8 protein-coding genes are annotated in these 12,461 nt (G+C 60.5%); 2 read left to right on the forward strand and 6 right to left on the reverse strand.

Going from position 1 to position 12,461, the window contains the following annotated elements; genetic code table 11:
• Positions 1-11 precede the first annotated feature (11 nt).
• The 3 genes from AB6803_RS06850 to AB6803_RS06860 all read right to left on the reverse strand — a co-directional run bounded on the left by AB6803_RS06850 (position 12) and on the right by AB6803_RS06860 (position 4,382).
• The gene (locus AB6803_RS06850; protein WP_371108168.1) at positions 12-473 is read right to left on the reverse strand and encodes a hypothetical protein; all 462 of its coding nucleotides are present in this window, start codon (positions 471-473) and stop codon (positions 12-14) included.
• Positions 474-570: 97 nt separating this feature from the next.
• On the reverse strand, positions 571-4,071 hold the full coding sequence (mfd, locus tag AB6803_RS06855; protein ID WP_371108169.1) for a transcription-repair coupling factor: 3,501 nt from the start codon (positions 4,069-4,071) through the stop codon (positions 571-573).
• Positions 4,068-4,382 (reverse strand): succinate dehydrogenase assembly factor 2, encoded by a 315-nt coding sequence (locus AB6803_RS06860; protein ID WP_368511549.1) that lies wholly within the window; start codon positions 4,380-4,382, stop codon positions 4,068-4,070. Before AB6803_RS06860 ends, mfd begins: the two co-directional genes overlap by 4 nt.
• 173 nt (positions 4,383-4,555) lie before the next feature.
• On the opposite strand from AB6803_RS06860, the gene recG reads away from it, so the two are divergent.
• Positions 4,556-6,661, forward strand: coding sequence for an ATP-dependent DNA helicase RecG (recG, locus tag AB6803_RS06865; RefSeq protein ID WP_371108350.1), 2,106 nt, complete (start codon positions 4,556-4,558; stop codon positions 6,659-6,661).
• A gap of 43 nt (positions 6,662-6,704) precedes the next feature.
• On the opposite strand, the gene AB6803_RS06870 is transcribed toward recG, so the two are convergent.
• Positions 6,705-8,201, reverse strand: a complete 1,497-nt coding sequence (locus AB6803_RS06870) for an esterase-like activity of phytase family protein (RefSeq protein WP_371108170.1) — start codon at positions 8,199-8,201, stop codon at positions 6,705-6,707.
• Between the two features lie 485 nt (positions 8,202-8,686).
• On the opposite strand from AB6803_RS06870, the gene AB6803_RS06875 reads away from it, so the two are divergent.
• Entirely contained in the window at positions 8,687-9,625 is a 939-nt protein-coding gene (locus AB6803_RS06875; protein ID WP_371108171.1) for a YiiG family protein, read from the forward strand.
• 60 nt (positions 9,626-9,685) lie between these two features.
• On the opposite strand, the gene AB6803_RS06880 is transcribed toward AB6803_RS06875, so the two are convergent.
• Entirely contained in the window at positions 9,686-10,387 is a 702-nt protein-coding gene (locus AB6803_RS06880) for a DUF502 domain-containing protein (RefSeq protein WP_371108172.1), read from the reverse strand.
• A 177-nt stretch (positions 10,388-10,564) separates the two neighbouring features.
• Entirely contained in the window at positions 10,565-12,391 is a 1,827-nt protein-coding gene (gene glmS / locus AB6803_RS06885; protein ID WP_371108173.1) for a glutamine--fructose-6-phosphate transaminase (isomerizing), read from the reverse strand.
• Between the last annotated feature and the right edge of the window lie 70 nt (positions 12,392-12,461).

A 12,461-nucleotide genomic window follows, 5' to 3' on the forward strand; every position in this document is an offset into this window, starting at 1 on the left:
GCGTCCAGCGCTTATTCAGCATCATGCCTTTCGATCATAGCGATCCATTCTTCTGTAGTCGTTTCCGATGAAATCATGGACTTAATCCATGGATCGTCGAGGTGGAGATTAACGCACTCACCCAGGCGCGCGATGGATCTGCGATAGTCTTCGTCAAGCTGATGCGGGATATCCGGTCCGCGTCCCTGTCGTCGCGCCAATTCAACAGCCGCTGGTAGCACGAAAAAAGAAAAATCGACTGGCGTACGAGTGCTCATTGCGATCTGAACCACATGCGGGATCGCTGCATAGGAAGCCGTATAGGCATCTCCTTGATGGCAAATGCTCGACCATAAACTAAACCAAGGCTCATCGGTGTAGCCCTTTTTAGGTCCAGTGGATGAGGCTAAAGCTCTAAGCAGAGCCGGGATATTTGAGGCACTGCCGTAAGCGTGTTGCAGTTCATGCCACTGAGGATCGTCGAGCTCAGGCATATGATTGAATTTGCTCACGTTTAAACAATCATGACGTGTATATCACCACATTTAGTATCGACTGAGCAAGTATCAATCGCAGCTAATACGCGATTTCCTATTTCGCCAATTCCGCCAACTGCGTCATAACCACCGCCGCCCCCTGCAGCCGCTTCTCCGGCGTCGGCAAATCCCGCGTCAGGAACACGCTGTGGTCGGGGCGGATCTTCGCCATGCTGCCCTGCTTGGCGATATAGCCTACGAGGTTGGCCGGGTTGGGGAATTCCTTGTGGCGGAACTGCACGACGACGCCCTTGGGGCCGGCATCCAGTTTTTCGACATTGGCGACGCGGCAGAGCGACTTGATGTAGACGATCTTCAGGAGATGCTGCACCTCGATCGGCATTGGCCCGAAGCGGTCGATCATTTCGGCGCCGAAGCCGTCGATTTCCTTGATTTCGGTGATCTCGCCGAGGCGGCGATAGAGCGCCATGCGCAGATGCAGGTCCGGCACGTAGGCGTCGGGGATCATGACCGGCGTGCCGACAGAGATCTGCGGCGACCAGCCGGTGTCCTGGATCTCGTCGACGCCCTTGACCTCGGCAACGGCCTCTTCGAGCATCTGCTGGTAGAGTTCGAAGCCGACTTCCTTGATATGGCCGGACTGCTCCTCGCCGAGCAGATTGCCGGCGCCGCGGATATCGAGGTCGTGGCTGGCGAGCTGGAAGCCGGCGCCGAGCGTGTCGAGCGATTGCAGCACCTTGAGGCGGCGCTCCGCCGTCGTCGTCAGCACCTTGTTGACCGGCAGGGTGAAGAGCGCAAAGGCGCGCACCTTGGAACGACCGACGCGGCCGCGAAGCTGATAGAGCTGCGCCAGGCCGAACATGTCGGCGCGGTGGACGATCAACGTGTTAGCTGTGGGCACGTCGAGGCCAGATTCGACGATGGTGGTCGAAAGCAAGACATCGTAGCGGCCTTCGTAGAAGGCGTTCATGATGTCTTCGAGCTCGCCGGCCGGCATCTGGCCATGGGCGACGGCAACCTTCAGCTCCGGCACGTCCGATTGCAGGAAGGCGTGGATATCGGCGAGATCGGCAAGGCGCGGGCAGACATAGAAGCTCTGGCCGCCGCGATAATGCTCGCGCATCAGCGTTTCGCGGATCACCAGCGAATCGAAGGGCGAGATGAAGGTGCGCACTGCCATGCGGTCGACCGGCGGCGTGGTGATCAGCGACAGTTCGCGCACGCCGGTCATGGCAAGCTGCAGCGTGCGCGGGATCGGCGTTGCCGAGAGCGTCAGCACATGCACGTCGCTCTTCAGCTCCTTCAGCCGCTCCTTGTGCTTAACGCCGAAGTGCTGCTCCTCGTCGATGACCAGCAGGCCGAGATTGGCGAACTGGATGCCAGCGCCGAGCAGCGCATGCGTGCCGACGACGATGTCGGTCTTGCCTTCGGAAACTTCCTTCTTGGTCAGCGCCAGCTCCTTCGCGCCAACGAGGCGGGATGCCTGCTGGATGCGGATCGGCAGGCCGCGGAAGCGGTCGGTGAAGGTCTTGAAGTGCTGACGCGCCAGCAGTGTCGTCGGCACGACGACGGCGACCTGCGCGCCGTTCATGGCGGCAACGAAGGCGGCGCGCAGCGCCACTTCCGTCTTACCGAAACCGACGTCGCCACAGACGAGGCGGTCCATCGGCCGGCCGGCGCCGAGATCGTCGCGCACGGCTTCGATGGCGGTCATCTGGTCTTCGGTCTCGTCATAGGGGAAACGGGCGGCGAACTCGTCATAGAGCCCGTCCGGGGTGCTGAGCACCGGTGCATGCCGCGTTAGGCGCTCGGCCGCTATGCGGATCAGCGCGCCGGCCATGTCCAGCAGGCGCTTCTTGAGCTTGGCCTTGCGCATCTGCCATGCGCCGCCACCCAGCTTGTCGAGCTGTGCCTCGGTGCCCTCGCCGCCGTAGCGTGAGAGAAGATCGATATTTTCGACCGGGAGGAACAGCTTAGCCTCGTCGGCATATTGCAGCTCAAGACATGCATGCGGCGCGCCCGCCGCCTCGATAGTCCTCAGACCAACGAAACGGCCGATGCCGTGTTCGGCATGGACGACAATCGATCCTTCATCGAGACCGGCCACTTCCGAGATGAAATCAGCGGCACGCTTGCGGCGTTTGGATCGGCGCACCATGCGGTCGCCGAGAATATCCTGCTCGCCGATAACGACGAGATCGCCGACTTCGAAACCGGCTTCCAGGCTGAGCACGGCTGCTGCCGCCTCGCCTTTCGCCAACGTAGCAAGATCCTTGAAAGCCTCGACCGTCTTGACGCGTGCAAGGCCGTGTTCGGCAAGCACCTGCAAAAGGCGGTCGAGCGAACCCTCCGTCCAGGCCGTGATCATTATTTTGTCGCCGGCGGCACGGCGTTCGGCGATATGCTTAACCACGGAATCGAAGACGTTGACGCGCTCGGCGTCGGCGTTTTCGGTCGCGGACCGCGCCCATCGCGGACCCTGGCGGGCATCGATGTTGATGACGCGGCGAGCCTCGCCCTCATGCTCGTTGAAGGGCGAGATGCGGATGGCGTTGAAGGCGTCGAGCGCCTTGGAGAGGCTGCCGCCGTCGAGATAGAGCTGGCCCGGTGTCACCGGCTTATACGGCGTGCCCTGAGACATCTGGCTCTTGGCCGGCTGTCCAGAATTCAGGCGGGCATCATAATAGTCGAAAACGAGCTTGGAGCGCTCCTCGGCGGCTTCACGCACCGTATGGTCAGTGACCAGCCGGAAGCCCCGGAGATAGTCGAAGACCGTCTCCAGCTTCTCGTAGAACAGCGGCAGCCAATGTTCCATGCCGGCATAACGGCGACCTTCGGAGACGGCGACATAGAGCGCGTCGTCGCGCGTGGCCGCACCGAAGGAGGAGAGGTAATTCTTGCGGAAGCGGCTGATCGTATCCGGTGTCAGCGTCACCTCGCTCATCGGATTGAGATCGAGGGAGCGGACCTGGCCGGTCGTGCGCTGGCTGGCGGGATCGAAGCTGCGGATGCTTTCCAGCGTATCGCCGAAGAAATCGAGACGCACAGGCTCTTCCGTCCCCGGCACGAAGACATCAAGAATACCACCGCGCACGGCATATTCACCCACTTCACGCACGGTCGCAACGCGGTCAAAGCCGTTGCGCTCCAGGCGGCCGGCGATATCGTCCATGCGGACCTGATTGCCGGGCCGGGCCGAGAAGGCCAGGCTCTCGATCACATCCTGCGGCGCCACCTTCTGCAGCATCGCGTTGACGGTCACCAATACGATCGCCGCATGCGGCTTGCGATGATAGGCGATCAGTCCGGAGAGGGCCGCGAGACGGCGGGCCGAGGTGTCTGAACTGGGCGACACGCGGTCATAGGGAAGGCAGTCCCAGGCGGGCAGCGTCAAAACCGGAATTTCAGGCGCGAGGAAGCCAAGCATCTGCTCGACATCGGCCATGTGCTGGCCATCCGACATCACATAGGCGACCGGCTCGCCGGTTCGCGCCAGTTCGGCCAGCAGGAAGGGCTCCATGCCCGCTGGAACATGGCCAACCCTCAGCGGCTCGCTCGCCGCGAGCAGTTTCTTCGCGTCGAACCCTGGGATCATCTGGTTATCCCAAGCCTTTCCGCGACCTCTTCAAAATCCGGCTTATAGGCGGCCACACGCTTGAAAAGCGGCGTCTGCAGATGCTCGGGTACCGGCAGCGTTCCGAGGATCCACCGGACGAGATCATTGTCTTCCTCGTCCATGATGCGCTCGAATTCATCCAGGTCTGCCTCGCTGAGCCCCGGCAACTCATTGTCGGCAAACTGGCCGAAAACGAGATCCATCTCGCGGAGGCCACGATGCCAGCAGCGAAACAGAATGCGGCGGCGGCGGGGATCGAGATCGGCACTGCTGAGTGTCAGCCCAGTCATCACAAAAACCTTTATGTTGATGCGTCTCTATAAAACCAGCCTTGGAAGGTGGGAACCGCTTTTTCGGAAAAAAGCGCCTCACATTCAATTTTCCGGGGAGTGTGTGCCTCGCGGAAGCCTCCGTGGCGGTCAGCCCTTGCCAAGACTACCCTCCCCGTCGCATTTTGCCGGCCATGCGTCCCGCCATTCTCGACCCGTTATTTGCGTCCATTTCCTCGCTGCCCGGCGTCGGGCCGAAGGTTGCCGAGCTGCTGGTGAAGCTGCTCGACCGGGAAACCATCGACGATTGCCGCGTCGTCGACCTGCTCTTCCACGCGCCACACTCCATTATCGACCGGCGGGAGCAGCCGGGCATCGCGAGAGCACCGCAGGGTGCGATCGTCACCATTACCGGCCGCGTCGACCGCCACCAGCCGCCGCCAAACCCGCGCAGCAACGTGCCCTACCGCGTCTTCCTGCATGACGAGACCGGCGAACTCGGCCTGGTGTTCTTCCGCGGCAAGGCGCAATGGCTGGAAAAGCAATTGCCGATCGATGAGACGGTTACCGTCAGCGGCAAGGTCGACTGGTTCAATGGCCGCCCGTCGATGGTGCATCCCGACTACATCATGCGCGAAAGCGAAGCGCAGAACCTGCCATTGGTCGAACCCGTCTATCCGTTGACGGCGGGGCTCGCACTGAAATTCCTGCGCAAGACTATCGAGGCAGCGCTGGCACGCTTGCCGCAATTGCCGGAATGGGACGATGAGGCGCTGGCACAGAAGCAGGGCTTTCCCTCGATATCCGACAGCTTCCATATGCTGCATGCGCCGTGCGACGCCGCCGATATCGATCCGCAGGCGCCAGCCCGCCGCAGGCTTGCCTATGACGAATTCCTGGCGGGGCAATTGTCGCTGGCGCTCGTCCGTCAACGGCTGCGCAAAGTAGCGGGACAGCCCGTGCATCCGACTGGAGACATCAGTCGGAAGATATTGGAATCCCTTCCCTTCTCCCTGACAAACAGCCAAACGGCAGCCATTGCCGATATCCTCAAGGATATGGCGGGTACTGACCGCATGCTGCGGCTACTCCAGGGTGATGTCGGCGCGGGAAAGACGCTGGTTGCGCTGATGGCGATTGCAGCCGTCATCGAAAGCGGTGGCCAGGCGGTGCTGATGGCCCCGACCGAAATCCTGGCGCGACAGCATTATGCGACCATCGCGAAATTCGCCGCCAGCGCCAATCTTTCCGTCGAAGTTCTGACCGGCCGCACCAAGGGCCGCGAACGCGATGCCATCCTCGAGCGCATCGCCTCTGGCGAAGCGCAGATCGTCATCGGCACGCATGCGTTGTTCCAGGACAGCGTCAGCTATGCCAACCTGATGCTGGCCGTCGTCGACGAACAGCACCGCTTCGGCGTTCACCAGCGCCTGCGGCTGACGGCAAAGGGCATCTCGCCGCATATGCTGGTGATGACCGCCACACCGATCCCGCGCACGCTGGTGCTGGCCGCCTTCGGCGATATGGATGTCTCCAAGCTCACGGAAAAGCCGGCAGGCCGCAAGCCGATCCAGACGATCACCATTCCCACCGAGCGCACCGGAGATATCGTATCCCGGCTGAGGAGCGCACTATCAGAAGGCAAGAAAGCCTATTGGATTTGCCCACTTGTGGAAGAATCCGAAGAATCCGATTTAATGTCGGTCGAGGAGCGGCATGGAACACTCGTCAAGGCGCTTGGCGCCGGCATAGGCCTCATCCACGGCCGCATGAGCGGGCCGGAAAAAGACGCCGTGATGATGGCCTTCAAGAACGGTGAAATCCGCCTGTTGGTTGCCACCACCGTTGTCGAGGTCGGCGTCGACGTGCCCGATGCGACGATCATGGTGATCGAGCATGCCGAGCGTTTCGGCCTGGCGCAGTTGCATCAGCTTCGCGGCCGCGTCGGGCGTGGTGACGAAGCCTCAACCTGCATCCTGCTCTATAAGGGTCCGCTCGGCGAGACTGGACATGCGCGGCTGTCGATCATGCGCGATACCGAGGACGGCTTTCGCATCGCCGAAGAGGATCTAAAGCTGCGGGGCGAAGGCGAGTTGCTCGGCACGCGCCAGTCCGGCACGCCCGGCTTCCGCATCGCAAGCATCGAGGCCCATGCCGATCTTCTCGAAATCGCCCGCAAGGACGCCGCCTATCTGATCGACCGCGATCCGGACCTGACCGGCGAGCGCGGCATGGCGGTACGCACCCTGCTCTATCTCTTCCGCCGCGACGAGGCGATCCGGTTCCTGAGAGCCGGATAGTCGGATGGACGCGACGACCGCGTCCATCCCTTTTCAAAGGCCGTTACTTGGCAGACAGGCCGGGGATCGTCACCTGGAACACCTGGAACATGGTATCGACATCAGCCCCACCTTCCCCCTTGTAGGCAGCGCCTACCTGGAAGCCGTCCTGGGTCAAGAAGTCGTTGTCATTGGCGACGAACAGGAAGTAGTCATCCGGCAGCTTCGGGTCGAGAACGCTGACGAACGACATAGCCTCCCATTTTTCGGAGAGATTGTTGCGGTCGTTCGGCGCACCGTTATGGAGACCGAAGCGAGCCAGATTGGCGCTGTCGTTGATGTCGATGAACTGGCTGACCGTTGCGGGCTTCACTGAGGCATCAAGAACACCCTTCGGAGCAACCGGCGTGTCGGCATCGAATTTGCTGCCGGCGATATCGGTGGCGGCCGATACGTCGATGACGTCGATGCTGCGGTAGAGCGACTTTTCGCCTTCCATGCCGTAGCCGTTGTTGCTGTCGCGCGCCAGCATCAGGAAGCTCGTCGGCGAAAGCGCCACGATTTCGCTTTGGGCGGCGACAGCCGTCTTGCCCTTACTGTTGGTGAAGACCGGCAATGGCACGACATATTCGTGCACCAGCTTCAGATGCGCCAGATCGGCGGCATCGTAAACCAGCGCGCGGGTGTTTTGCCGGGTCGAGCCGGAATCGCCGCCGTCCTGGCGGGTCGCCGACTGCAGCACGGCGATCAGGAACTTGCCGTCCGGGGTCATCGACATGCCTTCGAGGCCCTGATTGTTCTGCCGGCCGCTGGTTGGATCCTTGGGATCGGGTGCGCTTTCGCCGGGGCCGGGATTGTTCGAGGCGAAATTGATCGCACCATGACGCATCGGCAGCAGTGCTGCCGGCGGGGGCGTGGCGGACATCATGCGGCCACCGGCGGAAAAGCGGTAGATATAGGGGCCGTATTCGTCGCTGATGAACATGGTGCCATCCGGCAGGCGGGCGATGGCTTCATTGTCGAGCGAGATCTTGCCGTTCGGCGCTTCAGGCAGCAAGGGCATGCCATCTTCCGGATGGCGACTGCCACTCGAGGGATCGAGGCCGGTGGTGTCGGCGCCCTTATTGTCGGTTAGCAGCATGGTATCGGCAAGCGTGGCAACGACGCCCGACTGCTCCTTGCCGGCCGGCGGCGTTGCGCCTGGCGCGACCGGTGTCAGTTGAACGTCGATGGTGTTGAGGCGCGGACGATAATCGGTGGTGCCGACGACGTTATAGCCACGGTCTGGCAGCAGCCACAACGATCCCTTGTAGGAGCCATCCGCATTGCGCACCCAGCTCTTGGCGTCGATCGACATGCCGGAGCCGGAGCCGAAGGTCTCACCGAACTTGTCGCGCTGGTTGGCCCGGATACGACCGACAGCGACGAGGCCCTTGTTGATCAACGTGATGCCGCCGACGGCGACGGAACTGTCGGCGAAGGCTGCGACCGGCATAGCAAAAACGAAAGTGGCGAGCGCTGCCGACAGCAGCGGCAAACTCATGGAACGCAAATTTCTCACGGCAATATTCTCCTGATGAAAGCTCTTTGTGCTGGAACGGCATTCATCTTCGGATCGGTTGAAAACCGCATCGAACGAAAACGTCCGGCTCCGTTGAGCTGGAAACATTCGACCATGAGATGTGCCCGCCTGCCCTTCCGGCAACCGGTCTAGAACGGCAATATGATAGAGACATGACAGTTCGATCTCTCTGATGCGAACCGGGCGTCAATCGGCCAAATGACGTGCTGAATAAAAGCTTCCCGCGAACCATATCGGAGCGGCCGGGCAATTCTAGGTCGAATGCCCCTGGCAAAAAATCTCAGAGATCGTCAGCCGACTAAATGATCGCCAGCATAACGTTCTTTCGCTCGGTCATAACATCTTGAGATTGAAACCGTTCCGCATTTGGCGTAGGTCGTTTCCTAAGCTAGCTGTGAACCGAGTTTGCGATATCGTCGGAACAATTGCTGTTAACGCCATAATATAGCGAAGGGTTTCATTCCATGAAGACGTCTGCTTCTGTCGCAATTTTCGCGATGGCATTCACCGCAATCCTGGGCCTTTCGGCCTGCGACGATCAGTCGAGCTCCACTGCCGCCAGCAACCAGTCATCCGCCGATACGGCAACGAAGCTGGCAAATAGCGCGAAATTAAACGACTATGTGCTCGCCTATAATGATCTCATCGGGGATTCCGGCCTGCTGGCGCAATATCAAGCCTATCAGAACGCCAATATTTCGAAGAGCGCGACCTCCGACGATATTACCGACGTCAGCAAAGGCTCGCTCGAACAATCCACGGATAAACTAAAGACGGTACGTGGTGCAAAGGGCGATGCCGCCACGGAATTGGATGCCGCCGCCGACAAGCTGATCTCTGCGCTCGGTCAGGTCGTTCCCCGCCTTTCCGGTCTGGATGTCTATTATAGCAGCAAGGCCTATATGGAAGATGCGCTGGCGCGTGGAAAGCGCGAGGATCCGCTGATGCTTGCCGACTTCCAGTCCGCCGCCAACGCATTGGAGGAATTCCATCAGCAATTGCAGAAGGAACTCGACCGCCGGGAACAGGCCGAGCTCGCAAAGATCAAGGAACGGGGAGACATGCCGGTCTACCAGACACGGCTTGCCCTCAGCCAAGCGAGACAACTGGTCGATCTTCTCAATAGTTCGGAAGACCCAGGCAAGCCTGCTCTGCAGAGCCAAATAGACGCAAAGATCACTGATCTGGAAAAGACATTGGAGGATCAGCGCACCGCCATGGCGAAGGCCAAACAGGAAGGCGGCAGCGGCGTCAATACTCCGCTTCTTGACGGCATCAACGACAGTCTGACCGGAATGGTCGGCGACTTCCGCCAGATCAAGCAGGATCCCACGCCGGACAAATACCAGCTCGTCGTCACCCGTTTCAACTCTGCTGTCGAAATGTTCAACAGCGTGAGATAGAGGCTCTGCACGCAGCGACTGGCCGGAGCATAAGTTACCATACCCGCACGCGGTGTAGTTCTAAGACAGGGATTTCATCGGAACGGGCGGCGGTACTTCCTTGGGCGTGATCAGCTTCTCGCGATATTCCGGCGAGACCAGCCCGCCGGAAATCAGAAGCTTGGCGCCGTCTTCCGGGCTCATGTCCAGAAGCGTGATTTTTTCGCGCGGCACGAAGATCAGGAAGCCGGCGGTCGGCACGGGGGTCGGCGGCAGAAAAACCGCCACCATATCATGCCCCATGGCATTGAATTTCGAGGCGATTTCGCCTTTGGCGTCGGTGGAGACGAACACCATCGACCAGAGGCCGGGGCTCGGATATTCGATCAGACCGACCTTCTTGAACGACGTGCCCTGCTCCTTCAGCACGGTTTCGAAGATCTGCTTCAGGCTCTTGTAGATGGTCCGCACCAGCGGCACACGCTGGACGATCGACTCGCCGAAGCGAACGATGCTTTGGCCGATCAGGTTCTTGGCGAGGAAGCCGATGATGGTGATGAAGATCATCGCGATCACCACGCCCGTACCGGGAACGGCGAAGTTCAGGTAGCTCTCGGGATCGTAGCGCGCAGGAATATAGGGCCGGACCCAGCTGTCGGCCCAATGGATGACAGACCAGGTAAGCCAGAGCGTGATGGCAATCGGCGCGCAGATAATGAGGCCGGCCAGGAAGTTGTTTCTGAGCCGCGTCGCCACGGACACTTTGATGGGCTTTTCCGTCATTCGCCGTTCGAAAACTCCGTTCCGTCGCCAACCGCTAACCGGCAAATCCCCCCACCATCTCCTTGATGAATCGTGCCAGAAATCGGCGCGGCGCACAACCCGGCAGCCACGCCACCGGGCCGGATATCGGCCCGGTTCACGACGACGTTATCACACGAAAATAAATGCGGCCGCGACTTACTCCACCGTCACCGACTTGGCGAGATTGCGCGGCTGATCGACATCCGTGCCCATGAAGACGGCCGTGTGATAGGCGAGCAACTGGATCGGCAGCGAGAAGATCATCGGCGCGATGATTTCATCGACAACCGGCAGGACGATGGTCGCCATCGTCGGCAGCGTGGAGGCAGCCGCCCCCGCCTCGTCGGTGATGAAGATGATGCGGCCGCCCCGCGCCGCCACTTCCTGCATGTTTGAGACGGTCTTGTCGAAGAAGCGATCATAGGGCGCAATGACGATAACCGGCATGTTCTCGTCGATCAGCGCGATCGGGCCATGCTTCAGCTCACCGGCGGCATAGCCTTCGGCGTGGATATAGGAGATTTCCTTGAGCTTCAGCGCGCCTTCCATGGCGAGCGGAAAGCTGGTGCCGCGGCCGAGATAGAGCACATCCTTGAACTTGGAGATTTCGCGGGCAAGGCTTTCCATCTGCGGCTGGATGATGTTCAGCACCCTTGCCATGATGCGCGGCATCTCGACCAAGTGGCGCACCATCGCGTTTTCATCCTCGGCACTCACCGTGCCACGCGCAACGCCCGCGCCGATCGCCAGTGACGCCAGAACGGCAAGCTGGCAGGTGAAAGCCTTGGTCGAGGCAACGCCGATCTCCGGGCCGGCCATGATCGGAAACACCGCATCGGATTCACGCGCGATGGTCGATTCCTTGACGTTGACGATTGCGCCGATCTTCAGGCCATTGTCCTTGCAATAGCGCAGCGACGCCAGCGTATCGGCGGTTTCACCGGACTGCGAAATGAACAGCGCTGCCTGCGAGGGAGACAGCGGCATCTCGCGATAGCGGAATTCGGAAGCGACATCGATCTCGACCGGCAGACGGGCGTAACGCTCGAACCAGTATTTGCCGATCAGGCCGGCAAGATAGGCCGTGCCGCAAGCAGAAATCGCAAGGCCGGATACCCCCTTGAAATCGATCGCCGATGCATTCGGATGTAGTCGATGGCTGACGAAATCGACATATTGGCTGAGCGCGTGGGAGATCACCTCCGGCTGTTCATAGATTTCCTTTTCCATGAAATGGCGGTGATTGCCCTTGTCGACGACATAGGCGGTTGCCTGCGATATCTGCCGGGGCCGGCTGACTTCCTGGCCGTTGAAATCGAGGATCGTGGCACTGTTGCGCGTGATGATCGCGCAGTCGCCGTCGACTAGATAGGTGATCTCGTTGGTGAAGGGAGAAAGAGCGATGGCGTCGGAACCGAGGAACATCTCGCCGTTGCCGAAGCCGACGGCAAGCGGCGGGCCGGAGCGGGCCGCCATCAGCGTATCGGGGTCGCTCTGGAACATGATCGCTAGCGCATAGGCACCGGTGACGCGGTTCAGCATCTTCAGCATCGCCGCGCGCGGATCGAGCCCTTCGCCGACATATTTCGCCAGCAGATGCGCGACGACTTCGGTGTCCGTCTGCGTCGTGAACACCCTGCCCTCAGCCTTCAGCTCCTCGCGCAGTTCGGAAAAATTCTCGATGATGCCATTGTGGACGACAGCGACGCCCTCGATGAAATGCGGATGGGCGTTGGTCTCGTTCGGGACGCCATGCGTCGCCCAACGAGTGTGGGCTATGCCGGTGACGCCCGGCAGCGGCTCGGCATCGAGCCGCTTTTCCAAATTGAAGAGCTTCCCTTCGGCGCGGCGGCGATCCATCACGCCGTCATGAATGGTCGCGACACCCGCAGAATCGTAACCGCGATATTCAAGACGCCGTAAGGCATCCACCAATCGCGCCGCTACCGGCTTCGTTCCGACAATCCCAACAATGCCGCACATGCAACTCTCCGTCTGGCCTCAAATAAGAAGGCAAGTCCTAATGATTCTATCAGTTTTCTCAATTGCCGGG

The organism is Rhizobium sp. RCC_161_2, from assembly GCF_041355235.1.
Taxonomy (GTDB): domain Bacteria; phylum Pseudomonadota; class Alphaproteobacteria; order Rhizobiales; family Rhizobiaceae; genus Rhizobium.

Coding starts and splice junctions, on each gene's coding strand:
- AB6803_RS06850 (WP_371108168.1), bottom strand. CDS start 473: ATGCCTGAGCTCGACGATCCTCAGTGGCATGAACTGCAACACGCTTAC.
- mfd (WP_371108169.1), bottom strand. CDS start 4,071: ATGATCCCAGGGTTCGACGCGAAGAAACTGCTCGCGGCGAGCGAGCCG.
- AB6803_RS06860 (WP_368511549.1), bottom strand. CDS start 4,382: ATGACTGGGCTGACACTCAGCAGTGCCGATCTCGATCCCCGCCGCCGC.
- recG (WP_371108350.1), top strand. CDS start 4,556: ATGCGTCCCGCCATTCTCGACCCGTTATTTGCGTCCATTTCCTCGCTG.
- AB6803_RS06875 (WP_371108171.1), top strand. CDS start 8,687: ATGAAGACGTCTGCTTCTGTCGCAATTTTCGCGATGGCATTCACCGCA.
- AB6803_RS06880 (WP_371108172.1), bottom strand. CDS start 10,387: ATGACGGAAAAGCCCATCAAAGTGTCCGTGGCGACGCGGCTCAGAAAC.
- glmS (WP_371108173.1), bottom strand. CDS start 12,391: ATGTGCGGCATTGTTGGGATTGTCGGAACGAAGCCGGTAGCGGCGCGA.